Consider the following 22,609-nt stretch of genomic DNA (forward strand, 5'->3'; position numbering starts at 1 on the left):
TCCAGTCGGTGGTCCAGGCTGGGCTGAGTTGGATCGTCACTTTCACTGGGCTGAATCCTGCCTCTGCAAGGCGCTGTTCTATTGCCTCAAGCAGGAACTCGGTGGCGGGGCAACCGGAGTAGGTCGGCGTAAAGGTAATGCGCCAGCCGGTACCTTCAGCCTCAACGTCGCGCACCATGCCCAGATCGGTAATCGACAGCACCGGCAATTCCGGATCGCTGATCTGTTGCAGGCAGTGCCAAATTTGCGGGATCTCAGGGGCCTGTAGCCGGGTTATGTTCATAACGGCCTCCTACCAGTTCGCGTTCGGATAGGCGCGTTGCAGAAATTGCATCTCTGCCAGCAGTGGACCGAGGTGCTCGCTATGCTGCCCTTGTTTGCCGCCATGGCGGAACGCCTGCTCTGCGGGCAACGTCAGGGTGGCTTCTTGTAACGTGTCATTGACTAGCGCGAGCCACGGTGCTTCAAGCTGACGTGGATCGGCGGCGATACCCTGTTCTGCTAATTGCTGCTCCAGGTCATCGGCGTGGAACAGTTCGGCGGTAAATCGCCACAGGTTGTCCAGCGACTGCTGGATTTTTTGATGGCTGAGTGGGCTACCGTCACCCAAGCGGATCATCCAGCCGCGGCTGAAACGTAGGTGGTAATGCGCTTCTTTTAGCGACTTGGCGGCGATAGCGGCTATTTGAGCATCGCGGCTGTTGCTCAGGGCCTGATGCAGTTGTACGTGATAGGCATCGATCAGGAACTGGCGTACCAGAGTGTCGTTGAAACCGCCGTTGGGTTGCTCTGCCAGCAGCAGGTTGTGAAACTCGCGTTCGTCACGACCGAAAGCCAAACGGTCTTCGCTGTATTGCGGCCCCGCCAGCTCGGCGGCATAGCCGAGAAAGTTGCGCGCCTGGCCAAGCAGGTCCAGGCCAATGTTCGCCAGCGCCAGGTCGATTTCCAGCTCCGGTGCGTGTCCACACCAGGCGCACAACCGTTGGGCGAGGATCAGTGGCGTGTCGCCCTGACGCAGGATATAAGTGATTCGCGGATCGTTAAGGGTCATAACCGCCTCTACATGTTCTTGATGCCGTCGGGAATGGTATAGAACGTCGGATGACGGTAAATTTTGTCATCGGACGGATCGAAGAAAGCTTCGCGATCCTCAGGCTGTGAGGCGATCAGGTGACTGGACTGCACCACCCAGATTGAGCAGCCTTCATTACGGCGGGTATAGGCATCGCGTGCATTTTCCAGCGCCATTTGATCATCAGCGGCATGCAGGCTGCCGACATGGCGGTGTGCCAACCCTTGTTTGCTGCGGATAAACACTTCATACAGCGGCCATTCAACGTGTGTCATCATCGATTCCTTTTATGCAGCGGTTGAGGTGTTTTTCGACGTGTGGGTCAGGGCGCCTTCACGCACCCAGGCACCGTCTTCCCAGGCGCGACGTTTGGCCTGCAGTCGTTCGTGATTGCATTGCCCACGCCCTTTGATCACCTCGTGCAGTTCACGCCAGTCAATGTTGCCGAAACGGTAGTGGCCGGCAGCGGCGTCCCACGCCAGGTCAGCGTCCGGTGCGCTCATCCCCAGTGCTTCCAATTGCGGCACGGTGTTGTCGACAAATTTCTGCCGCAGTTCATCGTTGCTGTGGCGTTTGATCTTCCAGGCCATGCTTTGTGCGCTGTGGGGCGAGTCGGTATCACTGGGACCGAACATCATCAGTACGGGCCACCAGAAACGATTAATCGCGTCTTGCAGCATCGCTTTCTGCTGTTCGTTACCGTTAGCCATTGCCATTACTGCTTCGTACCCCTGACGCTGGTGGAAGCTTTCTTCTTTGCAGATTTTCACCATTGCGCGTGCGTAAGGACCGTAAGACGCGCGGCACAGGGCTACCTGATTGACGATAGCTGCGCCGTCCACCAGCCAGCCAATCACCCCGATGTCCGCCCAGTTAAGCGTCGGGTAATTGAAGATGGAGGAGTATTTCATTTTGCCGTCGAGCATCTTTTGGTAGATGTCCTGGCGCGAGCAACCCAGGGTTTCGGCTGCGCTGTAGAGGTACAGGCCGTGACCGGCTTCGTCCTGGACTTTTGCCAGCAATACCGCTTTGCGACGCAGGGTAGGCGCCCGGGTTAACCAGTTGGCTTCAGGCAGCATGCCGACCACTTCGGAATGGGCATGCTGGCCAATCTGGCGGATCAGGTTTTGGCGGTAGGCATCCGGCATCCAATCTTTGGCTTCAATGGCGGTATCCGCCGCAATTTTGTCGTCGAAGTGCTGCTGTTGTTGCGCGTCAGTTGTCATGCTTGCCTCTTGGTGATTCGTATTTTTCACATTAAATATAAAAATGTGAATCACGTTAACTAACCATAAGGCTACAAACTGATAACAAAAAGATCAAATGAGATTTGTGTGGTTTTGCGATGGTACTCACAAGTGCTTTAATTATCTTATTGTTATTTTTACTTATTTAAAATCACCTCAGTGCTGAAAACCGTCTTTTTTGCGATACTGACAGGCTTGGTGTTTTAATTTTGTTAAATTTTACCTTGGTGTGAACTGGACAATATGTGATACGTCATTAATCCTTGTTGTGTAAAATTATGAATTCTGGAGGATCAAATGCAGCAGTTACACAGTTACCTTTCTGGCGGCTGGGTGTTCGGTCAGGGCGCCGCCCGCGAAATCCATCATGCCGTCACCGGCGAACCCTTGTATCAGGTTTGTTCCGACGGGTTGCCACTGGCTGCCAGCCTGGAGTACGCACGCAATAAAGGTGGCAAGGCGCTGGCACAAATGACCTTCCAGCAGCGTGCACAAATGATGAAAGCGGTGGCGAAACACCTGTTGGCGCATAAAGAGGCGCTGTATGAAATTTCATACCAGACCGGCGCGACGCGCAGTGACGGTTGGGTGGATATCGAGGGGGGAATTGCCACGTTGTTCGCCTATGCCGGGTTGGCGGGGCGTGAACTGCCGGACGATACCCTGTGGCCGGAGGATGAACTGATTCCACTGTCCAAACAGTCGCAGTTTGCCGCTCGCCACGTACTGACATCGCGGCCAGGTGTCGCGCTGCATATTAATGCCTTTAACTTCCCTTGTTGGGGGATGCTGGAAAAACTGGCACCCACCTGGCTGGCTGGCATGCCGGCTGTCATTAAGCCGGCAACGGCGACGGCCCAATTAACGCAGGCGATGGTCAGGCTGATTATCGACAGTGGCTTGGTACCTGAAGGCGCATTGCAATTGGTCTGTGGCGGCGTAGGTGACATGTTTGAACATCTGGATTACCAGGACGCGGTGACCTTCACGGGGTCGGCGCAGACCGGCCAGCAACTGCGTGCTCATCCGCGCCTGCTGGAGAAATCTATCGCCTTCACCATGGAAGCGGATTCACTCAACTGCTGCGTGTTGGGGGAAGACGTCACGCCACAGATGCCCGAGTTTGCGCTGTTTATCAAAGAGGTGTGCCGTGAGATGACCGCCAAAGCCGGGCAAAAATGTACGGCTATTCGGCGGATTATCGTACCGGCGAAGCGGGTGGCGGACGTGCAGCAGGCACTGTTACAGCGGTTAGCGGGCGTGACAATCGGCGATCCAAAATTGGAGCAGGTGCGCATGGGCGCGTTGGTCAGCCATGAGCAGCGCGATGATGTGCAGCAGAAGGTCGACTACTTGCTGCACAATGGGTGCGAGCCGTTGTGCGGTGCGGTGGCAGATAAACTGGACATCATGGGGGACGGCGCGAAAAACGGGGCATTTTACCCGGTCACCCTACTTTATTGCGCCGATCCCTTTGCTCATCAGGCCGTGCACGGCACTGAGGCATTTGGCCCAGTGGCAACGCTGATGCCCTATCAACACACCGAACAGGCGATAGAACTGGCCTTGATGGGCCAAGGGAGCCTGGCAGGATCGTTGGTCACTGCCGATGAAGCGTTGGCGACACAGTTTATTCGCGCCACTGCCTGCGCGCATGGCCGCATGCTGATCCTGGATCGGCATGCGGCGACGGAATCCACCGGCCACGGTTCGCCACTGCCGATGCTGGTACACGGTGGGCCAGGGCGCGCCGGCGGCGGCGAAGAGTTGGGCGGATTGCGGGCGGTGAAACACTATATGCAACGCACCGCGATCCAAGGTAGCCCGGCGATGCTGGCGGCAATCGGCCGTGAGTGGGTGCGCGGGGCCACGGTGATTGAGGATCAGGTTCATCCATTCCGTAAATACTTTGAACAACTGCGACTGGGCGAAAGCCTGCTGACGGCACGCCGTACCCTAACCGAGGCCGATATTGTTAATTTTGCCTGTCTGAGCGGTGACCATTTCTATGCGCATATGGACAAGATCGGCGCTGCCGAGTCCCTGTTTGGCGAGCGAGTCGCACACGGCTATTTTGTGGTTTCCGCCGCGGCCGGGCTGTTTGTTGACCCTGGCGTAGGGCCGGTGATTGCCAACTATGGCATGGAAAACTTGCGCTTTATCGAACCGGTGAAGATTGGCGATACCATTCAGGTGCGACTGACCTGCAAGAAAAAAATCCGTAAGCCGCAGAAAACGGCAGAAGATCGCCCGCATGGCGTGGTGGTGTGGGATGTCCAGGTACTCAATCAGCACCAGCAAGCGGTGGCGCTATACAGTATTCTCACGCTGGTAGCGCGTCAGGAAGGGGATATTGCGCCGGCAAGCTGATGGCGGCGGGGGTAGGGCGCCTGGGCTAAGAAGCGCCTTACTCTGGTCAACATGGTTGGGTCTACGCAATGGCCTGCATTTGCAATTGCTGCCGGCATTGGCGCCCCCCCGGTGGCTGAAGCCAGTCGCTACAGCCAGGCCTGGAGCACCAGCCACTGATGCCACGGCAGGGAAGCCCTGCTGATGGAACCGGGCTAAAGCAATGGCTGGTGCAGCAGTGTTTCCAATACTTTTAGCGGCGATTGTTGCGGGTTTTTCATGGCGTTGACCGGCAGCAGGAAGGTCTGTTCCAACATAAATTGGCCTGCCATTGCTGCGTGCGGCGTCTGATCGGAAAAACAGATCCAACTGCTACCCGCTGGCAAATCCAGCGCCAGTTGCGGGCCCTGCTGCTGATAGTGTTGGTCGGCTTTCATGGCGTCATGCAGTTGCAGCATCAGGTGGTCGTAATGGCTACGTCGGCGCTTGGTAATACCGACTTTATGCTGCAACCAACTGCTCAACGGTGAATAGCGGGACAGGCGCGGGATAAAACGTTGCGCTAATTCGGGAAAAGGCTCACCAATACGCCATTGGCGATGCTCTCCGTTCGGGTTGATGTTGGTAAAGATTCGCAGGATGCGTTCCCCGTGATTTGGACGAGAAGGGAAGGCATCAACGTGCAGCCGGCTGTCGTCTTTACGCCATGAACTGGTTGCACGCCAGGCCGAAACCGGATGCAGACGCAAGCTGTTGGTGGGCGAATGCAGCGTTTGCTGGTAGTGCGGCAATAACCCGGAGATCAACTGACGGCAGGACTGATAATAGCGTGCCAACAGTGCCTGGACTTGTGGCTGTTGTCCCGCGACCGCCACGCCGGATAATTTATCCCTTTCTGGCCAATAACTGATGTTTTTACGTTTGGCATCGACCAGTGTAGGGTCAAGTAACGTTATTTCCTCTGGCGATAATGAAAAAGCCAGCTCCGGTAAAAAGAGGATCTTACCTTGCTCCAGTGCCTCTACGGCGGAGAAGGAAAGGGATGAGGGAGCCATATCCCACTGCCGTTGTGGCAAGTTCATCACTGCCTGTTCAGGCGTAAGGCTATCCGCACGCATAATATCTCCTTGCGAAGGGTTGATGCTTTAATTGTTTTTACTTTGAAAGGAATTTATAACCAAGGGGGATTATTTCATTGGGTTTTATTAATTATTATTAATAGGAACGCGTTTTTAAGCGTAGCACTATTAAAATGCGGTAAATAGTAAACAGACATTAAACGAACATGCCAAGCGCACGAATAGGTAAAAAAAGAGTGGCTGAGCGTTAATTCTTCCCATATAAAAACAAATCAAAAGGTTAATTATATTTTTTGTTTTTAATCAGTGGATTGTGTTTTTTTGGTGTGTTGGGCGGTTATTTTATCGCTGGGCCACCTCCTGCGGAAGCGGCCCAGAATGTTAAGCGGAATAAATGCAGTTTTTACCCTGTTCTTTGGCTTGGTACAGCGCACTGTCTGCCTGGTTGATAAAACCAATAGGTGTGTCGTTATACATATGCGGAACCTTGGCATAGATACCAATACTGATGGTGACGATGCCATGCGGGTTGCCCCGATGCGGTATTTTCAAATCACGCATTGCTTCGATAACGCGTTCAGCGAAGATAAACGCGCCTTGAGCATCGGTATCCGGCAGAATGATGCCCATTTCTTCACCACCGTAACGGGCCATAATGTCGTTACTGCGGCTGGCTAACCCTTTAAGCATTTGCCCGATCTGCTGCAGGCACTGATCGCCGGCGACGTGGCCGTAGATGTCGTTATACTGCTTGAAATAGTCGATATCCAGCATCAACAACGCCACGCTGCGATAATTGCGTGAAGCGCGCATCAGCTCATTTTTTAACGCGATATCAAACTGACGGCGGTTGGCCAGGCCAGTCAGGCCATCCAGCAGTGCCAGCTCTTCCAGCGTGCGGTTGATGCTGGTGAGCTGATCTCGGGTGCGCATGAGTTCAGCTTCGGTTCGTACACTGTGATTGATTTGGCGCATCAGCACGAGGCCCAACGCCAGCAGAATAGCCAGTAGGGTGACCCCCCCCAGGGCAAATACGCCAGAGTCATTGCGCCAATCGGCCAGTGCATCTTCTTTCGACAAGCCCGCCGCAATCACCAATGGGTAACGGTTCACTCGCGAATAACCATAAATCCGTTCCACCTTGTCGTAGCGCGAGATAATGGTGGCATTACCGAATTCGGAGTGCGGCAGAATTTCGCGAAACAGTACGCCATCAGAGATGTTCTTGCCGATGGAGGCAACGGAATAAGGGCGACGGTAGAGAATGGTGCCGTCCGCCAATAACAGGTTGAGTGATGCATCGCTGTTTAACGCAAAGGTATCGTAAAACTGGCGGAAATAATCGACGTACAGTGTGGCCAGGATTACCCCGGCAAAACTGCCGTCCGGGTTATTAAAACGGCGCGATACCGGGATGATTAAATCGCCGGTAGAACGGCTACGCACGACTTTACCGATATAGATCGTGTTGCTGTTGTGATCGAGGTGATATTTAAAATACTCGCGATCGGCATTGTTGGCGTTTTGTACGAATCTTCCCGATGAAGTGACGATCCAATTTCCTTTAGCATCGTAGACAAACAGACCGTGCAGTTGAGGTAGGTTACCGACCTGGGATTGCATGACTCTTTGCAGCCGCAATTGTTGCAGTTGGCCTAACCCATCGTGTTGAATCCGTTCGGTAAGATCAGCCAGCGTGCTGTCTGTCTGCATAAAGGTATCATCAGCATGCTGCGCCAAAGAGCGTGCCAGATTAGCAGATTCATGGTTGGCGCTTTGCAGGTCACGCTGGTGCGCATTCCAAATCTGCCAGGCGTTAAACAGGATCAACGTGGCGGCAACGATGACGACAAATACGCCGGCCTGGAATAATAACGGGGAATTTTTACCGTTGTGCGGCTGCTCGGCATTCTGAGGTTGCTGCTGTGTCATGTCACCCTTGCTATACAATCTTCAAATCGTGTTAAGAACAATCCTACATCTTATTCGTTAATCCGGCAGACCACTACTCCCTTACGCAAAATGAGCAAACTGCCATGCGAACATATTCGTTCCCGATTGCGTAGGTGTCGTATGCGAGTCCCATTCAAACATGGCGATGAGCGGGGTGTTCCTCTAGAGACAAGGTGAAATTCATCGGTATACAATTCGCCATAAAACCGGATTAGAGAATAATAAGGGATCCCGGCATGTCTGATTACATCATTATTAGTTTATTGACGTTGGTTGTTTATTATCCAGTAACCTTGGGGGTGCTGGCGTTATTGATTGGGTTTGCCTGGCGGCGGCGTAAATCGCCTTACTGGCGTTTAGGGCTGGTGCTGTTGGCTGCCATGTTTGTGTTGTTCGCCATGGCGGCGTACGACTGGTATCACTACAACTGAGCGTTGGCGGTACGATGGCCGCTATCGGCGGCGGACACCGCACCGAGATGACGCGTTATTCAACGTTAACCATCCAACTAACACCAAACCTGTCGGTTAGCATGCCGAAACCCTTGGCCCAGAAGGTGGGCTGGAAAGGCATGGTCACTTGACCGCCCTGTGAAAGCTTTTCAAACAGCTCACGCCCTTGTTCGACGTTGCTCGGATTGAGTGACAGCGCAAATCCTTTGTGCGATGCGTCGGCGCCATCTTGTGGGCAGCCGTCGGAGGCCATCAACGCGGTTTCACCAATCAATAACCGCGCATGCATGATGGCCTCTGGATCGACATCTTGCGGGTTTCCTTGCTTGGCCTCTTCCGGCATCTCTTTGTAACGCATCATCATTTCAAGTTTAGCGCCCAACTGCGCCACGTAGAAGTTAACCGCCTGCTCACAGTTACCGCTAAAAAATAAATAGGGTTGAATCAACATGACATTGACCTCTGTTATGGCCCGTCAGAACCTTTGAGTGCCCACGGGCGGGAAGCAATAGTTTCTGTTTGCGACTATTGCCGTTGGCAACTTACAAGTGTAGTGCGATTAGCGCTGAATGCCTTGTGGGCGATCACGCTGTAAGAATTTCTTGCATTGCGGGGGCTATTGGCCAAAAAACCGGGACAGTTCATCCCAGTTTGGACAGATTATCTGAGCGGTCACAGTTTCTATACTCGTTACACCCTTCACTAACGGAGTGACTGTAATGAGCAAGCAATCTTTAAATGGAAAAGTCGTTTTGATCGCGGGCGGCGCGAAGAACTTGGGTGGCCTGGTAGCACGCGATCTGGCTGCTAACGGTGCGGCGGCCGTGGTGGTGCATTACAACAGTGATGCGACTCGAACGGCAGCGGAAGACACGCTGAAGGCAGTGAAAGCAGCAGGTGCACAGGCGATAGCGGTACAGGGCGATCTGACGCAGCCTGGTAACGTGGCACGGCTGTTCGAAGAGGCGGTCACGGCGTTCGGCAAAGTGGATATTGCGATCAATACAGCGGGTCTGGTGATCAAAAAACCGATTGCCGACGTCACCGAAGCAGATTACGACAGCAGTTTTGACATCAACGCCAAGGCGGCGTTTTTCTTTATCCAACTGGCGGGTAAACATCTGGCCGACAACGGGCGCATTGTGACGATTGTCAGTTCATTGCTGGCTGCCTACACGCCATTTTATGCGGTCTATCCTGGCAGCAAGGCGCCGGTAGAGCACTTCACCCGCGCTGCATCCAAAGAATTTGGCGAACGCGGGATCAGCGTGAATGCAATCGGCCCAGGGCCAATGGATACCCCGTTCTTCTACGGCCAGGAAAGCAAGGAAGCGGTGGACTATCACAGCAGTGCTGCTGCACTGAGCAAGTTTTCGAAAACGGGTCTGACCGACATCGAAGACATCGCGCCAATCGTTAAATTTTTGGTCACTGACGGCTGGTGGATCACCGGTCAGACGCTGTTTGCCAACGGTGGCTATACTACTCGTTAATCTCAATTCTGCTGCGGCCTGTGCCGCAGCCTGTTTATCAGGATGCACAATCGGTGGATAAAATAGGGAGATTACGGGTTTTTATCCAGGTTGCCGAGGTAGGCAGTTTCATCCGAGCCTCGCAAATCTTGATGATGCCGAAAACCACGGTGTCGGCGGCAATACAGCAACTGGAACATGAAATGGGCGCTCGTCTGTTTCATCGCACCACCCGGCGGGTACAACTGACCAGCGACGGTGAACTGTTACTTGAGAAAGCACGCAACCTGCTGGGTGACGTGGAAGAATTGGAAAACCTTTTTCACCGCCAAAACGGCCCCATTGATGGTCGTCTGACCGTTGATGTCCCCAGCCGCATAGCCCGGCGGATGCTGGTACCCGCATTGCCCGATTTCTTTTCTCAGTACCCCGATATTCAGTTATTTCTCAGTGCCAGCGACCGCTCAATCGATTTGATTCAGGAAGGGGTCGACTGCGTGGTACGCGTGGGTAGCCTCAGCGACAGCAGCCTGGTCAGCCAGCCACTGGGCCGACTCAGCATGATTAACTGCGCCAGCCCGGACTACCTGCAGCGTTACGGTATCCCGCATACGCCTGCTCAATTGGACGATCATTGGGTGGTGGGCTATGCGCAACCTACGCTGGCAGGGGCCGATACCTGGTCGTGGCAACAGGGGGAGCACTATGGTGAAAAAACGCTACGCAGCCGGGTGACGGTTAACAATGCAGAAAGCTATATCGGGTGTTGTTTGGCAGGGCTGGGGTTGATGCAGATACCTCGGTTTGATGTTCAACATCATCTGGATAACGGCAGTCTGTGTGAAATCTTGCCACAGGCTCGTCCGCCAGCGATGGGCATTGCGTTGCTTTACCCGCACCGCCGCCAGCGTTCGGCACGTTTCATCGCGTTTGCCGAGTGGTTTAGCCACTTAATCAAGCCGTTTTGTGAACCCTAAAGCCTGATGGCCTATGGGATTTTTATCTAAACGCGGCGGAATTTATTATTGGTTTTCAGCCAATTAAATTTGCTGAAAAAACAAGACACAATTAAAGCCAACAATAAAGTGACAAAGGATGTGTAACATTACATAAGCAGGAGGGTGGCAGAGCCATCCCAGACGGCAGCCAGGGCGTATAACGCGGCCAGTATCAGTAAAAAGGGTGTGTTGGTCATGGTCTGTCTCCCGCAGGGAAATTCCTCCTTGTTATAGCGCGCAGAAATGACAGTTAGATGAAGGTGGTCGTTTTATGTACAGACAAATTCAGACAGACGGAAATGTGTAAACTGCTGATATTTGTCTATAGTAACAGTGTGAAGATGCGTGTTTAGCGCGATTCACCCTGTATCGCGCTGCCGGTCACGGCAAGCACAGGGAAATACCAGTGCGAAAATATCGATCAGGGTTGGAGCAGGCGCCGTCGTGGGTCTGGTGATAGAGTTTCTTTTAGGCAAAAGGTAATAGGGAGAGTAAAAATGGGCATCATTTCCTGGATCATTTTTGGTTTAATCGCCGGTATCTTGGCTAAATGGATCATGCCGGGCAAGGACGGTGGCGGATTTATCATGACCGTCATCCTGGGGGTCATCGGTGCTGTTGTCGGCGGCTATATCAGTACCTTCTTCGGTATGGGCCGTGTTGACGGCTTCAACCTGGGCAGTTTTGTTGTCGCGGTAATTGGTGCTCTGGTAGTACTTTTTGTCTACAGAAAGATCAGAAACTGATTCGGTGCTGATCAATAGGGTCGCTACGGCGGCCCTTTTTCGTTAAGTCACAGGGGCGTGCGGCTTATGCCGACGGCCTGAAGGAGATTACCATGGGTTTGTTTGATAGCGTATTGGGCAACATTCTGGGCGGCAGTAACGGTAAAGGCCTGGATTACGTTGCTATCATGCAATGGGTTGAGCAACAGGGTGGTCTGCAGGCGATTCTGGACAAGTTCCGTCAGGGGCAATTCGGCGATGTGGTCGGCTCATGGCTGGGCAACGGTGAAAACCAGCAGATTAGCGGCGATCACGTGCAGCAGGCGCTGGGTAGCGATGCGATTAACCAGTTGGCAGAAAAGCTGGGGATCGACCCGGCTCAGGCATCAGCGACGATTGCGCAGTTCCTGCCAACGGTCGCTGACGCGGCGTCACCCAATGGGGAAGTGCAGCAAGACAGCAACGAACTGGGCGACATGGTCGGTAAACTGTTCAAATAATACTTATGCCCTCGGCGCATTGCCGGGGGCATGATTCACGCTTATTCCCTCAATGTCTCCCAACGCTTCCTGCAGATAATCCACCCAGGCCCGTACTTTGCGAGGAATGAACCGCGCGCCGGGATAAACCGCATGCAATGCCATTGCTGGGTAGTGCCAGTCAGGCAAAACCGGCACGAGCGCACCGGTAGACAGTTGCCGACCAATCAGCGGCCGCTGCGCACCACCAATCCCCAGCCCTGCCTCGATAGCGGCCAGCAGTGAAAAGGTATTGTTCGCGCGAAAAACCGGACGCAAATTTACCATCTCGGCACCCTGAGGGCCGATTAACGTCAACGAGTCACCGTCGGTGAGACCGCTGTAGCGTACATGCGAATGTGCTGCCAGCTCTGCCAGCGTTTGCGGTGTGCCATGTCGTGCCAGGTAAGCCGGTGACGCAACCAGCATCCGTTGCAATCCCCCCAATCGTCTCGAGACGATACCTGGGGCATTGAGTTCACCAAAGCGAATCGCTACGTCAACGCCTTCCCCTATCACGTCGGCGCGGCGGTCATCCAACAGCAGCTCGACATTCAGTGCCGGGTGGTGTTGCTGAAAGGCAATGACCAGCGGTGTCAGGTGCTGCTGGCCGAAACCCGTTGGCGCGTGAATACGCAACGGGCCATACAGTTTCTGGTTCAATCCCTGCAACGCTTCTTCAGCGTCGTTCACCGCCGCAAGAATCGGTTTGATGTGTTGGTAATAACCGGCACCGGCGTCGGTCAAGGTTACGGCTCGGGTACTGCGAAACAGCAACTGCGCCCCCAACTGCTGTTCCAAACCGGCGATTTGCTGGCTGACAGCCGGCTGAGTCAGGCCGAGGTCGCGGGCAGCGGCAGAAAGATTGCCGAGTTCGGCCACGCGGACGAAGGTTTTCATTGCGCTCAGTTTGTCCATTGCTGTTCCACCTATAGAATTTACTTATAAGTGTTAGTAAGAAAGGCCTTCTACCGCAAGCGTTGCTTATCACTCACAGTGAATACATCAATTCATACTGAGTGGGGCATATATGCAAAACGATAAAGTGGCATTGGTGGTAGGCGCTAACGGCGTTATTGGCAGCAAGCTGATTGATGAGCTGGAGCAACAAGGCTGGCAGGTGATTGGCCTGTCCAGGCGCGGGGGCGTCGATCGGCCGCGAGTGCGTTATCTGGCCGTCGATCTGTTGGATGCGCAGGCAACGGATAACGCTTTGCGTTCGTTGACCCGGGTCAGCCACATTTTCTACGCGGCTTATCAGGATGCGTCGGACTGGGCGGGGTTGGTTGCGCCGAATGTGGCGATGCTAACGCATGTTGTGGAGGCATTGGAGCAGTTTGCACCGGGACTGGAACACATCAGCCTGATGCAGGGCTATAAAGTCTACGGTGCCCATCTGGGACCTTTTAAAACGCCAGCGCGGGAGAGTGATGCCGGACACATGCCGCCGGAGTTTAATCTTGCGCAACAGCGTTATCTGGAAGGGCGTCAGCAAGGGAAGAGTTGGCACTGGAGTGCAATCCGTCCAAGCGTTGTTGGCGGTTTCTCACTGGGCAATCCGATGAACCTGGCACTGACCATCGCCGTTTATGCCTCTATCAGCAAGGCATTGGGGATACCGTTGCGTTTTCCCGGTAAACCGGGTGCTTATCACAGCCTGTTGGAAATGACCGATGCCGGGCTACTGGCGCGCGCTACGCTTTGGGCGGCGACAGAACCGGCGGCGGCCAATCAGGCGTTTAACGTCAATAATGGTGATTTGTTCCGCTGGAGCGAGATGTGGCCAAAAATTGCCGCCTATTTTGACATGGAGATAGCACCGCCGTTACCCCTGGTGCTGGACTCGGTGATGGCGGATAAAAGCGAGTTGTGGCAACGCCTTGTGCAACAGCATGACTTGGTCGAGACTGACTATGGCGCGGTGGCGAGCTGGCGCTTTGCCGACTTTGTTTTTTCGTGGAATTACGACATGTTCGCGGATGGCAGTAAGGCACGCCGCTTTGGCTTCCACGCATTTATCGAGACGGAAGCGATGCTGTTTGCGCTGTTTGATGAGTTCCGCCGTCGTAAGATTATTCCTTAAGCTGGCTGGCGGGGCAGGCGTTTTTTATGGCAATCTTTGGCTGCCGCTTGATGTGGCAGTCAGAAGGCCGTCATTTCGACAGGCCACGCCGATGATGAGGAATTAAACGTGACAGGGATTACCGCCATACTGACGCTTTTGCTGGCGCTGGTGACCATTGCGCCACTGTCGAAGCAGGCAGCCTGGTGGATTCGGGTGTGGGATTTCCCCCGCCTGCAAATACTGGTGCTTTCCCTATTGGTGTCGTTGCTTAATTTGCTGTTTGTGCCCTTGTCACCTTGGGTGTGGGGCATGATGACGGTAAACCTGGCCTGTGCCCTGTATCAGGCCGCATGGATTTACCCTTATACCCCGTTGAGCAAACCCCAGGTGCTGGACTTTACCGGTTATCAGAAGAAGCCACGTATCCGTATTTTGGTATCAAATGTGTTAACCCCTAATCGCCAGGCGGAAAAACTGTTGGCGTTGGTGGCTACCGAGCGACCGGATGTGCTGGTCGCTGTAGAAACCGACAACTGGTGGGAGCAACAACTGTCGGTGCTGGAACAAGACTACCCGTACACGCTGAAATGCCCGCTGGATAATCTGTACGGTATGCATGTCTATTCACGGCTGAAACTTAGCGACGCCCAAATTCAGTACCTGGTGGATGAGCAGATCCCGTCGATGCACATGATGGTGCATTTGCCGCAGGGGCCGCAGGTACGCTTGCACTGTGTGCATCCGATGCCACCAAGCCCGACAGAAAATGAAGAGTCAGAAGATCGCGATGCCGAGTTGGTGATGGTGGGCAAAAGTGTGGACAAATCGACGTATCCGGTCATTGTGACCGGCGATCTCAATGATGTGGCGTGGTCGACTACCACTCGGCTGTTCCTCAAAGTCAGCGGTTTGTTGGACCCGCGCCGTGGCCGAGGTATGTTCAGCACCTTCCATGCAGGCTATCCGTTCCTGCGTTGGCCGTTGGATCACGTGTTCCACAGTGATGATTTTGTGCTGGGTGCGCTGCGTCGTTTACCCCATGTAGGATCGGATCATTTCCCGATTTTGGTAGAACTGGTGTATTCGCCAAAACAGGGGGAGCAGCAGGAAAGCCTGGAGAAAGACAGCGAAGATGAAGCGTTGGCACAAGAGAAGTTGGCCAATACCGGCTCTACGCCTGACGATGTGCATACGCCCGGCGCTTGACGTTTCAGGTTTACCCCGCAGCGCGAACTGCGGGGCGTTGTACTCTAGAGCGTCAGCATAATTTTCCCAATATGCTGGCTGGATTCCATCAGCGCATGGGCTTGTGCCGCTTGTTCCAATGGGAAGGTTTTAAATATCTGCGGTTTCAACGCACCGCGCTCCAGCAGTGGCCAAACTTTTTGCTGTAAATCGGCGGCAATCTGCGCTTTGTCCTCTACGCTACGTGCGCGCAGGGTCGAGCCCGTGTGGGTCAGACGCTTAATCAGCAACGGCATCAGGTTCAGTTCCTTAACCACGCCATTCTGGGTGCCGATTTGCACAATGCGGCCATCCATCGCTGCCGCCTGGTAGTTTTTCGCCACATAGTCCCCGGCGATCAGATCGACAATGACGTCTGCACCCTTGCCGTCTGTGGCGAGTCTTGTTTGTTCAACAAAATCTTCGCTGCGGTAGTTGATCGACACATCTGCGCCCAATGCCAGACTCGCCTGGCGTTTTTCTTCCGAGCCGACGGTGGTGATCACTCGGGCGCAGAAAGCTTTCGCCAGCAAGGTGGCGACAGTGCCAATGCCCGACGTACCGCCATGAATCAAGACGGTCTCACCGGCCTTCAGGTGACCACGTTGGAACACATTGACCCAAACGGTAAAGAACGTTTCTGGGATGGCTGCGGCCTCTATCAAACTGAAGCCCTGCGGTACCGGCAGCGCGTTGGTTTCATGTACCTTGCAATATTCTGCATACCCACCGCCGGCAATCAGGGCACAAACGTTATCGCCAATGGCGTAATTTTGTACTCCAACGCCGGTGGCGACCACAGTACCTGCGATCTCCAGACCAGGAATATCGGAGGCGCCAGGCGGTGGCGCGTATTGGCCGCGGCGTTGCAGGACGTCAGGACGGTTAACCCCGGCGGCGGCGACCTTCACCAGGATCTCCCCCTGTTGCAGGACCGGGAGTGGCCGTTGGACGACAGCTAAAACCTCGGGTTCACCTGGCTGGCTGATTTCGATGGCTTTCATGGTGCTGGGCAGCTGTGGGTTGGCTGACATGGTGGTTCTCCTCAGTTGGCGTTCAGGTGCAGTAACTAGTGTAGGTAACCGCCTGCTGTAATTCATGTTTATCTTACAGAAATGCCGAAGAGGGGATGTAGCGCATTGAGCGGTTTAACACGGGGGAAAAGGGGCGCCGCCGCAGGGGCGGCAGGGGGATTAATCGTTCGGAGGGATACGGAAACCTTTCAACGACACGATAAAATGCTCTTTCCCTTTGGAGATTTTTGCGCCTCTATCGCACCACAGGCTGGCGAGCTGGAAAAAATCATCACTGTCGATGTCATAAGCCAGTTCAATTTTTTTGGCTGTGCCGTAACGGATCAGCTTTTCTGCTTCCTGGTGGTTTGTTGCTTTGATGGTGGTCATAACGAAATCCTTGGTGTTAAGCCAGTGCGGATAATCGCAACCATCATATGGCCATATTGTGACAATTTTGTGATAAAAAAATGACAGGGTGCAATTCTGTGGCCTGAGGCAGGGTAGGGAGACCCTGCCTTCAGGAGCGCGTCCGTCAACGATCGTGCGGACGCAGCAGGGTGTTTTTCTTCTGTGATTTAAAGTGCTTATACAGTGCGAACCCTGCGATGCCGGCTAACACCGCCAGCAAAGATAGATATTCAGTCGCCATCTGGCCAACCTCCAATATAGCGTGGCTAAGGAGCGGCTATTTGTGACAGTAATCACGTTATGGCGCAATGAGACCATTCTGTAAGGCTACAGGTGACTGATATATAGGCATAAAAAAAGCGCCTATAGGGAGGCGCATAAAAAATTGCAACACAGCTTGTTGTGCTCAGCACCAGGAGAAGTGGTGAACACAAGCGCATTGTATGAACCCTGTGCTGCCGCAGATATAGGGTAACTCTTAAAGCGCAGTTACCACTGATAACCCATGTTCACGCTGTAATCGGGATCCTGATTGGTGGAGTAGGGATCTGACTGACGGCGGCGATCGGTTTTTTTCACCGGCCCGTTAATGCCTGAATACACCTTGGGGCGTTGGCGACTGCAGCCAGGGTGGTCACACTCCATATCAAGGCGAAAACCGGTTTTGTCTTCTGACTCTGACCAGACCACAGGCGGTTTACCTGTTTTTTTTGCCGGGCCAAGTGCAGTTTGCGGAGCAGGTGCCGGTGTGATGCTAGGCTCCGGAGCGGTATAAGACAGGTCCAGCGCCAGGGCTGGGGCGCTCAGTATCAACAGAGCGGTGCAGCAAGAGGCTGCAAGCGTAGGCCATCTCAGCATGGTCGATCTCCCTTTATAGTTACGCAGCGCAACTATAAAACAGCGAGACGAGAATTACTATCATTTGTAACACCTGTTGGCGTTGGGGATTTGGCTGTGCTCAGGTTCGGGTCTAGTATATGAGCAACTTCTCTTTATAAGACATTGGGCTATGACCATTGACACCCCGGCGCTCGGCTGGCGCCAACGCAGCTATCGGCTGCTTTTCGACAATCATTTCCGTTCTGGCCGAAGAATGGAAACGTTTTGGGTCTGCACCGCATTACTCAGCGTTGTTCTGTTGTTTCTTGAACCGGGTGGCAGTGCCTTGTATTTTCCTGGCCAGGAAGCCATTTATCTTTTCTTCTGGGCTGAGGTGGTTTTTACCTTCATTTTTACGCTCGAGTATCTGTTACGGCTGTGGTGCACACCGCGCGAGCAACACTATGCCTTCAGCTTTTTTGGCGCAGTTGACTTACTGACGGTACTGCCGTTGTACATCATTTGGCTGTTCCCACATATGACGGTCGAGTTTGTGATGCTGTTGCGCGTTATGCGTATACTGCGTGTGCTGCGGGTCCTGAAGCTTCTGCGTTACATGAGCGAGATGGGGATGATTTGGCGCAGCATTAAGCTGGCGCGTCATAAGTTAGCGATGTTTTTTGGTTTTGTCGCCGTGGTGCTGTGTGTGTTTGGTGGCCTCATGTATGCCGTTGAGGGCGGCACCGGTGGTTTTACCAGCCTGGCGGCCGCCGTGTATTGGGCTGTCGTCACGCTGACCACGGTAGGGTACGGTGATATCGTCCCCCATACGCCGGTGGGGCGCTTATTGACCTCGGTGCTTATCCTGTTGGGGTATTCGATTATCGCGGTACCGACAGGCATTCTGACGGCCTACATGTCACAGGAGCTGCAACGCAACCGTGAAAGGCGGAATTGTGAACAATGTCAACGGGGTGGCCATGAGAAAGAGGCCTCATTTTGCAAGTTTTGCGGCTTTGCATTGCCGCCGTTATTCGGAAAACACCGTCAGAAATGACGATAAATTAAGCAAAATGGACTGAATCCTGTGCGTTTAGCCCCGTTTCCACAAAGGGGCTAACAAAAAGAGTTGCTATTAAAGTCCCATCATGAGTTAATGCTTCTCGGCCTGTGGTACAGACCTATTTATGCACGACATTTTGAGTAAAGTAGTTCAAATTTAAAGCGTTATCCTAGATAGCTCTTCTCTGACGAATTTCCTTTCTAGTGCCTCCATAAGTAACTGATGACCGGCTATATCTTGCCCATGGTGGCGTAAATTTAATATTGAAGGAATTAGACATGTCTAACATGATCAAAGGTCAAGTGAAGTGGTTCAACGAGTCTAAAGGTTTTGGTTTCATCACTCCAGCAGACGGCAGCAAAGACGTGTTCGTACACTTCTCTGCTATCCAGGATCAAGGCTTCAAGACCCTGGCTGAAGGCCAGAACGTACAGTTCTCTATCGAGAACGGTGCTAAAGGTCCGTCAGCGGCTAACGTTACCGCTATCTAATCGGCCTCTTGCTGATTAATAAAAACCCGCCAAGGCGGGTTTTTTTGTGTCTGTAATTTGTCGCAGGCAAAAAAATGCCCGCAAGTCTGCGGGCAAAAGTTCCTTGTTACTTCTTCATTTGCTGGTACTTCTCTGGGGGGAAGCACCGAGGAACAGACTACCGGTTGCGGGCTTAAGATTCTGCGGGCAAAACGTTAAGAAAGTGAAAAGCCGCTCGCACGCTCGCCTGCTACGCTTTAGGAAGACACTACGCAGATGAACAGCAGATTAACTGACGGTGTACGGGTATTCTTCCCACCTCATTCTGTAATACACTGACATCAATGATAAATGATGGGGTAAGGCATGAAAGTTAACGATCTGGTCTCGGTAAAGACTGACGGTAAACAGCGGCGTGAAGGCGTGATCCTGGCGGTAGAAGAGTTTAATGAAGGTGTCATGTATCTGGTCTCTTTGGAGGATTACCCCGCGGGTGTGTGGTTCTTTAACGAGATTGATAGCCGAGATGGCACCTTCGTTGAATTGCGTCAGGCCGAATCCAATTGATTGTTTCGCAAAACGCGATACTTCTTAGTGAATTAATTTAATTTGTAAGGTTTTCGGAGGGTGATGATTCCGGGGAGGCATTAATAAACGGATTTTTACTGCGGGAATACCCGTCGCGGCCGAGCATGTCGTCGCGAGCAGGTATTTAGGTTATTTAAATGCGAGATTTTCAGTACAATTGCCTGAACAACATTTAAAACCAACGTTTGGCAGAGTATACGACAAGCTTTATACCTAGCGGCTATTGACAAATATTCCGCTGGTCAGTGTGTCGGTCAAACGAACAACATGGTAGATAATCTGCTTGTTGTGCGTTTTAATTTTTCTCTTGATATTTCCCTTGTGGGAAGAGACGGTCTTGGCTTTAATTTGCATCTGGTCGGATATCTGGATAGTTCCCTGACCTGACATCCACATGCGTAACATATTTGACTCAGTCTGGCTCAGCGTCACGGGTGTTTGGTCGAATGAGCTTTTTTCCGAGCGAGGGGCTTTTCTCTCCAGATAGTGACTAAGTAGTTGATTCATAGTCTCTGGTTTGATTGATTTTGACGAGATGATGACATTTTTACGAACATATAAATAATCGTCAAAATGTACGTTGGTGATAGCCATGAAGATGAAGAATAAAGTATCAGGGTGCAGTGAAATCACCCCTTTTATACGTTCGGTAGCATTGGCTTCATGTATGAAGCAGTCTTCGTTAATAAAGACCAGACTGGGTTTCAACTTGCTGCATTTTTCATGCAGGTCGTCAATATTGCTAATCGCATTAATTTGGCGTTTTTTTACTCCGTGTGTTGTCAGGTAGTCTGTTAAACCTAATCTGGTATAGCTGCATGAATCCATAATGATCGTTGGCATATCGCACCCCCACTTAAATCCGTTTTACCGCGGTAACAAAAAGAAAAAGCCTGAAGCCTAAATGGCAAAAAAAAAGGAACAAAAAAATCACGTATATGCAGTGTTCTATCAATAAATTCGACGGTACTCAACGATATTTTCTTTCTAAACTAATTAACACTGTGAACCTATAAGTTTAGCTTAAGTCAGAATAATCTGCTGGTATCGGCGCGACGAGGGTGTGACGTCAATTGGTGCTTGAGCCGCGTGCCTGCTGGTATCTTTATCATTGAATCTGCCCATCATGTCACGAAACGAAATTTTAGATTGCTAGGAAAATTCTTAAAAAAAATTCATGTGTTGTTTTTTTAACATTTTCTCGCTTACTTCCTGGGCGAATTACATTTCGTCGACTACGTGTGTTTTTATTTTTAATAATATTATCATAATGTTATCATTTATTCTTTTGTTTTTGATAATGATAATTCTTTCATTTCTTATCACTTGCGATATCCAATAATCACATTGAGTTAACATTAATCCGTTTTTTTGTTACAGAAACTGACGATATAACAAAGGGTTGATGTGACTATTCGTGCTATTTCGGCAAATGTGAAAAATGTCAGTGAGTGATTAATTTGTTTTGCTGAACTATTTTCGTGTTACCGACTGGGAGCCGCTTATCAAGGGCAGGAAAGGGCAGATTCTGGCGGTAATAATAGCGCGGTGCACATCGGCACACCGCGAGTTTCAATTTCAGACCAATGCTTGCCGACAGTGTTCCATGGACTCCAGTGCAAGATGAATATCGGCCTCTTGCGTCATCCAATTGACCAGTGCTGCGCGGATCCCCGGTTGACCGTTATAGTGGGTGGGGGTACAGCGTACGATACCGTGGCGGTCGAGTAGGGCGATAAAACGATCGCGTGCGGCAGTCGCATCCCCCTCCACGTTCTTGAGTGCAAAACACACGACGTTCAGATTAACCGGTGCCAGCAGCTGGAAGCCCATGCTGGCGTCCAGCTCTGCACCCAATCGCTGCGCCAGTTGCACATTACGCTCAACCATATCTTGCATACCACTGCGGCCATAGGCTTTTAGCGCCATCCACAGCGGCAATGCGCGGAAACGTCGCGAGTTTTCTGGCGTCAGGTGCAGATAGTTGTCCGGCCGCAGCGTCGGTGCTTCCAGGTAGGCAGAATGGTTTTGAAAGACCTGCATCTGTAACGCTAAATGACGGCTGAATTGAATCGCACTGTCGTAGGGGACATTTAACCATTTATGTGCATCGACGGTGATGGAGTCTGCTTGTTCCCAGCCTGCAAGCCGAGGAGCATATTGCGGTGAGCAGGCCGCGACACCGCCAAATGCAGCATCAACATGCAGCCAGAATGGATAGCGTTCACGCAGTGCCAACAAGCGGGGTAGATCGTCGAAGGTCACGGTATTGACGGTTCCGGCGCTGGCCAGCACGATGGTTGGCACACCACGGTTGGCAACCAGATGGCGCTCCAACGCTTCTGGGTCGATGGCCTCAGAATGGGGCTGGCTGCCGATAATATTAAGCGCGTCGCGACCGATACCGAGCATGCTGAGTGCCTTCACGCTGCTTGAGTGCGCATTTGCCGATAACACCTGAATGGACCCTAATGCTGCCAGCCCTTGTTCGGCGACATCAATCCCACGTTGTTGTCCCAACCACTGGCGGCCGATGGCCATTCCGACAAAGTTCGCCATGGTCGCGCCGCTAACAAAACTGCCGTTAAATGCCTCGGGCAGGCCAAGCAACGTTTTGAGCTGCACAATGGTTGCCAACTCAATCGCTGCAGCCACGGTGTCGTGGCTCAATTGGCTATTCTGGTCGATAGCGCTAACCAGCCAATCCGCGGCCAATGCGGCCGGGGTCGCGCCACCGGTGACAAAGCCAAAGTAACGTGGCCCGGCACTGCCCGAAAGCCCATCTGCGTAACGTAGCCAGAAGTCGTTCAACGCCGCCAGCGCGCCGTCGCCACTTTCTGCCAGCCGATCGTCCCCTTGCTGCAATTGTTGTGCAGCCAACGGAGGGCAAACCGGGCGTTGTTTAATCCCCGCCAGGAAGCTGTCAGCCAACTGGCGGGTGTGCTCGAGTATTTGTGGAAACTGGTCAAGATCTTGCTGTAAACGTGGGTGCATGGGGAGATCCGGATATAAAGAGGTTAAAAAGCTACCCTAGACCATTTGCGTTGTGGCGAAAATCGATGAAAAATAGCCTTTTTGGATAGCAGGGCTA

Annotated in this window: 25 protein-coding genes; 11 read left to right on the forward strand and 14 right to left on the reverse strand. The window is 52.6% G+C overall.

Annotation, left to right across the window (positions count from 1 at the left end):
* The 4 genes from AC2FC2_RS19335 to paaA form a co-directional block, all read right to left on the reverse strand.
* Positions 1 to 283: iron-sulfur cluster assembly protein (locus AC2FC2_RS19335; protein WP_490659736.1), on the reverse strand; the 283-nt coding region annotated here is incomplete at its 3' end.
* A gap of 9 nt (positions 284 to 292) precedes the next feature.
* Positions 293 to 1,051: a 1,2-phenylacetyl-CoA epoxidase subunit PaaC gene (gene paaC, locus AC2FC2_RS19340; protein ID WP_404759329.1), complete on the reverse strand. Its 759-nt coding sequence runs from the start codon at positions 1,049 to 1,051 to the stop codon at positions 293 to 295.
* A gap of 8 nt (positions 1,052 to 1,059) precedes the next feature.
* On the reverse strand, positions 1,060 to 1,347 hold the full coding sequence (gene paaB / locus AC2FC2_RS19345) for a 1,2-phenylacetyl-CoA epoxidase subunit PaaB (RefSeq protein WP_017893307.1): 288 nt from the start codon (positions 1,345 to 1,347) through the stop codon (positions 1,060 to 1,062).
* Positions 1,348 to 1,359: 12 nt separating this feature from the next.
* Entirely contained in the window at positions 1,360 to 2,298 is a 939-nt protein-coding gene (gene paaA / locus AC2FC2_RS19350) for a 1,2-phenylacetyl-CoA epoxidase subunit PaaA (RefSeq protein ID WP_490659737.1), read from the reverse strand.
* Positions 2,299 to 2,616: 318 nt separating this feature from the next.
* Here paaA and paaZ point away from each other — a divergent pair, with 318 nt between their 5' ends.
* Positions 2,617 to 4,689 (forward strand): phenylacetic acid degradation bifunctional protein PaaZ, encoded by a 2,073-nt coding sequence (gene paaZ / locus AC2FC2_RS19355; protein ID WP_490659738.1) that lies wholly within the window; start codon positions 2,617 to 2,619, stop codon positions 4,687 to 4,689.
* Between the two features lie 194 nt (positions 4,690 to 4,883).
* Here the strand turns inward: paaZ and kdoO are convergent, their stop codons facing one another.
* Positions 4,884 to 5,786, reverse strand: coding sequence for a Kdo hydroxylase KdoO (gene kdoO, locus AC2FC2_RS19360; protein WP_490659739.1), 903 nt, complete (start codon positions 5,784 to 5,786; stop codon positions 4,884 to 4,886).
* Between the two features lie 342 nt (positions 5,787 to 6,128).
* Positions 6,129 to 7,679, reverse strand: coding sequence for a sensor domain-containing diguanylate cyclase (locus AC2FC2_RS19365; protein WP_404759333.1), 1,551 nt, complete (start codon positions 7,677 to 7,679; stop codon positions 6,129 to 6,131).
* 257 nt (positions 7,680 to 7,936) lie between these two features.
* On the opposite strand from AC2FC2_RS19365, the gene AC2FC2_RS19370 reads away from it, so the two are divergent.
* Positions 7,937 to 8,131: a hypothetical protein gene (locus AC2FC2_RS19370; protein ID WP_209635700.1), complete on the forward strand. Its 195-nt coding sequence runs from the start codon at positions 7,937 to 7,939 to the stop codon at positions 8,129 to 8,131.
* Positions 8,132 to 8,186: 55 nt separating this feature from the next.
* Here AC2FC2_RS19370 and AC2FC2_RS19375 read toward each other — a convergent pair whose 3' ends face one another.
* Positions 8,187 to 8,603, reverse strand: a complete 417-nt coding sequence (locus AC2FC2_RS19375) for a VOC family protein (protein ID WP_490659740.1) — start codon at positions 8,601 to 8,603, stop codon at positions 8,187 to 8,189.
* Between the two features lie 268 nt (positions 8,604 to 8,871).
* Between AC2FC2_RS19375 and AC2FC2_RS19380 the strand changes: the two genes are divergently transcribed.
* The 4 genes from AC2FC2_RS19380 (at position 8,872) to AC2FC2_RS19395 (ending at position 11,847) form a co-directional block, all read left to right on the forward strand.
* Complete coding sequence (locus AC2FC2_RS19380) at positions 8,872 to 9,645, forward strand: SDR family oxidoreductase (RefSeq protein WP_490659741.1); 774 nt, start codon at positions 8,872 to 8,874, stop codon at positions 9,643 to 9,645.
* Positions 9,646 to 9,698: 53 nt separating this feature from the next.
* Positions 9,699 to 10,601, forward strand: a complete 903-nt coding sequence (locus AC2FC2_RS19385) for a LysR substrate-binding domain-containing protein (protein WP_209635694.1) — start codon at positions 9,699 to 9,701, stop codon at positions 10,599 to 10,601.
* Positions 10,602 to 11,119: 518 nt separating this feature from the next.
* Positions 11,120 to 11,368 carry a GlsB/YeaQ/YmgE family stress response membrane protein gene (locus tag AC2FC2_RS19390; protein ID WP_135317107.1) on the forward strand — a complete coding sequence of 83 codons (249 nt, stop codon included), beginning with the start codon at positions 11,120 to 11,122 and terminating at the stop codon, positions 11,366 to 11,368.
* A gap of 92 nt (positions 11,369 to 11,460) precedes the next feature.
* Positions 11,461 to 11,847, forward strand: a complete 387-nt coding sequence (locus AC2FC2_RS19395; protein WP_265553989.1) for a YidB family protein — start codon at positions 11,461 to 11,463, stop codon at positions 11,845 to 11,847.
* A 3-nt stretch (positions 11,848 to 11,850) separates the two neighbouring features.
* Here AC2FC2_RS19395 and AC2FC2_RS19400 read toward each other — a convergent pair whose 3' ends face one another.
* Complete coding sequence (locus AC2FC2_RS19400) at positions 11,851 to 12,783, reverse strand: LysR family transcriptional regulator (protein WP_490659742.1); 933 nt, start codon at positions 12,781 to 12,783, stop codon at positions 11,851 to 11,853.
* Between the two features lie 112 nt (positions 12,784 to 12,895).
* Here AC2FC2_RS19400 and AC2FC2_RS19405 point away from each other — a divergent pair, with 112 nt between their 5' ends.
* Positions 12,896 to 13,948 carry an SDR family oxidoreductase gene (locus AC2FC2_RS19405; protein WP_490659743.1) on the forward strand — a complete coding sequence of 351 codons (1,053 nt, stop codon included), beginning with the start codon at positions 12,896 to 12,898 and terminating at the stop codon, positions 13,946 to 13,948.
* A gap of 108 nt (positions 13,949 to 14,056) precedes the next feature.
* Complete coding sequence (locus AC2FC2_RS19410) at positions 14,057 to 15,136, forward strand: endonuclease/exonuclease/phosphatase family protein (protein ID WP_490659744.1); 1,080 nt, start codon at positions 14,057 to 14,059, stop codon at positions 15,134 to 15,136.
* Positions 15,137 to 15,180: 44 nt separating this feature from the next.
* Here the strand turns inward: AC2FC2_RS19410 and AC2FC2_RS19415 are convergent, their stop codons facing one another.
* From AC2FC2_RS19415 to AC2FC2_RS19430, 4 genes are all read right to left on the reverse strand, one after another.
* Positions 15,181 to 16,188: an NAD(P)H-quinone oxidoreductase gene (locus tag AC2FC2_RS19415; protein WP_265553980.1), complete on the reverse strand. Its 1,008-nt coding sequence runs from the start codon at positions 16,186 to 16,188 to the stop codon at positions 15,181 to 15,183.
* Positions 16,189 to 16,347: 159 nt separating this feature from the next.
* Entirely contained in the window at positions 16,348 to 16,557 is a 210-nt protein-coding gene (locus AC2FC2_RS19420; RefSeq protein WP_061806577.1) for a hypothetical protein, read from the reverse strand.
* Between the two features lie 145 nt (positions 16,558 to 16,702).
* Entirely contained in the window at positions 16,703 to 16,819 is a 117-nt protein-coding gene (locus tag AC2FC2_RS19425) for a FeoB-associated Cys-rich membrane protein (RefSeq protein WP_209635680.1), read from the reverse strand.
* 248 nt (positions 16,820 to 17,067) lie between these two features.
* A complete protein-coding gene (locus AC2FC2_RS19430; protein WP_265553976.1) occupies positions 17,068 to 17,436 on the reverse strand; it encodes a hypothetical protein in 369 nt (122 codons plus the stop codon).
* A gap of 151 nt (positions 17,437 to 17,587) precedes the next feature.
* Between AC2FC2_RS19430 and AC2FC2_RS19435 the strand changes: the two genes are divergently transcribed.
* The 3 genes from AC2FC2_RS19435 to dsrB all read left to right on the forward strand — a co-directional run bounded on the left by AC2FC2_RS19435 (position 17,588) and on the right by dsrB (position 19,497).
* Complete coding sequence (locus tag AC2FC2_RS19435) at positions 17,588 to 18,454, forward strand: ion transporter (protein ID WP_209635676.1); 867 nt, start codon at positions 17,588 to 17,590, stop codon at positions 18,452 to 18,454.
* 284 nt (positions 18,455 to 18,738) lie between these two features.
* Positions 18,739 to 18,951: a transcription antiterminator/RNA stability regulator CspE gene (gene cspE, locus AC2FC2_RS19440; RefSeq protein ID WP_004946278.1), complete on the forward strand. Its 213-nt coding sequence runs from the start codon at positions 18,739 to 18,741 to the stop codon at positions 18,949 to 18,951.
* Positions 18,952 to 19,296: 345 nt separating this feature from the next.
* On the forward strand, positions 19,297 to 19,497 hold the full coding sequence (gene dsrB, locus AC2FC2_RS19445) for a protein DsrB (RefSeq protein WP_209635674.1): 201 nt from the start codon (positions 19,297 to 19,299) through the stop codon (positions 19,495 to 19,497).
* Positions 19,498 to 19,731: 234 nt separating this feature from the next.
* On the opposite strand, the gene rcsA is transcribed toward dsrB, so the two are convergent.
* Positions 19,732 to 20,361 (reverse strand): transcriptional regulator RcsA, encoded by a 630-nt coding sequence (gene rcsA / locus AC2FC2_RS19450; RefSeq protein WP_209635671.1) that lies wholly within the window; start codon positions 20,359 to 20,361, stop codon positions 19,732 to 19,734.
* A gap of 735 nt (positions 20,362 to 21,096) precedes the next feature.
* On the reverse strand, positions 21,097 to 22,512 hold the full coding sequence (locus AC2FC2_RS19455; protein WP_490309031.1) for a pyridoxal phosphate-dependent decarboxylase family protein: 1,416 nt from the start codon (positions 22,510 to 22,512) through the stop codon (positions 21,097 to 21,099).
* Positions 22,513 to 22,609: the final 97 nt, after the last annotated feature.

It is taken from the genome of Serratia sp. CoH_122_TC_1 (assembly GCF_058191755.1).

What these genes read in the sequence shown, in the direction of transcription:
- AC2FC2_RS19415 (WP_265553980.1), bottom strand. Translation starts at nt 16,188, where the DNA reads ATGTCAGCCAACCCACAGCTGCCCAGCACCATGAAAGCCATCGAAATC.
- AC2FC2_RS19380 (WP_490659741.1), top strand. Translation starts at nt 8,872, where the DNA reads ATGAGCAAGCAATCTTTAAATGGAAAAGTCGTTTTGATCGCGGGCGGC.
- AC2FC2_RS19390 (WP_135317107.1), top strand. Translation starts at nt 11,120, where the DNA reads ATGGGCATCATTTCCTGGATCATTTTTGGTTTAATCGCCGGTATCTTG.
- AC2FC2_RS19405 (WP_490659743.1), top strand. Translation starts at nt 12,896, where the DNA reads ATGCAAAACGATAAAGTGGCATTGGTGGTAGGCGCTAACGGCGTTATT.
- AC2FC2_RS19455 (WP_490309031.1), bottom strand. Translation starts at nt 22,512, where the DNA reads ATGCACCCACGTTTACAGCAAGATCTTGACCAGTTTCCACAAATACTC.
- AC2FC2_RS19420 (WP_061806577.1), bottom strand. Translation starts at nt 16,557, where the DNA reads ATGACCACCATCAAAGCAACAAACCACCAGGAAGCAGAAAAGCTGATC.
- AC2FC2_RS19400 (WP_490659742.1), bottom strand. Translation starts at nt 12,783, where the DNA reads ATGGACAAACTGAGCGCAATGAAAACCTTCGTCCGCGTGGCCGAACTC.
- AC2FC2_RS19425 (WP_209635680.1), bottom strand. Translation starts at nt 16,819, where the DNA reads ATGGCGACTGAATATCTATCTTTGCTGGCGGTGTTAGCCGGCATCGCA.
- AC2FC2_RS19395 (WP_265553989.1), top strand. Translation starts at nt 11,461, where the DNA reads ATGGGTTTGTTTGATAGCGTATTGGGCAACATTCTGGGCGGCAGTAAC.
- rcsA (WP_209635671.1), bottom strand. Translation starts at nt 20,361, where the DNA reads ATGCCAACGATCATTATGGATTCATGCAGCTATACCAGATTAGGTTTA.
- paaC (WP_404759329.1), bottom strand. Translation starts at nt 1,051, where the DNA reads ATGACCCTTAACGATCCGCGAATCACTTATATCCTGCGTCAGGGCGAC.
- AC2FC2_RS19435 (WP_209635676.1), top strand. Translation starts at nt 17,588, where the DNA reads ATGACCATTGACACCCCGGCGCTCGGCTGGCGCCAACGCAGCTATCGG.
- dsrB (WP_209635674.1), top strand. Translation starts at nt 19,297, where the DNA reads ATGAAAGTTAACGATCTGGTCTCGGTAAAGACTGACGGTAAACAGCGG.
- paaA (WP_490659737.1), bottom strand. Translation starts at nt 2,298, where the DNA reads ATGACAACTGACGCGCAACAACAGCAGCACTTCGACGACAAAATTGCG.
- AC2FC2_RS19375 (WP_490659740.1), bottom strand. Translation starts at nt 8,603, where the DNA reads ATGTTGATTCAACCCTATTTATTTTTTAGCGGTAACTGTGAGCAGGCG.
- AC2FC2_RS19365 (WP_404759333.1), bottom strand. Translation starts at nt 7,679, where the DNA reads ATGACACAGCAGCAACCTCAGAATGCCGAGCAGCCGCACAACGGTAAA.
- AC2FC2_RS19430 (WP_265553976.1), bottom strand. Translation starts at nt 17,436, where the DNA reads ATGCTGAGATGGCCTACGCTTGCAGCCTCTTGCTGCACCGCTCTGTTG.
- paaB (WP_017893307.1), bottom strand. Translation starts at nt 1,347, where the DNA reads ATGACACACGTTGAATGGCCGCTGTATGAAGTGTTTATCCGCAGCAAA.
- paaZ (WP_490659738.1), top strand. Translation starts at nt 2,617, where the DNA reads ATGCAGCAGTTACACAGTTACCTTTCTGGCGGCTGGGTGTTCGGTCAG.
- AC2FC2_RS19370 (WP_209635700.1), top strand. Translation starts at nt 7,937, where the DNA reads ATGTCTGATTACATCATTATTAGTTTATTGACGTTGGTTGTTTATTAT.
- cspE (WP_004946278.1), top strand. Translation starts at nt 18,739, where the DNA reads ATGTCTAACATGATCAAAGGTCAAGTGAAGTGGTTCAACGAGTCTAAA.
- kdoO (WP_490659739.1), bottom strand. Translation starts at nt 5,786, where the DNA reads ATGCGTGCGGATAGCCTTACGCCTGAACAGGCAGTGATGAACTTGCCA.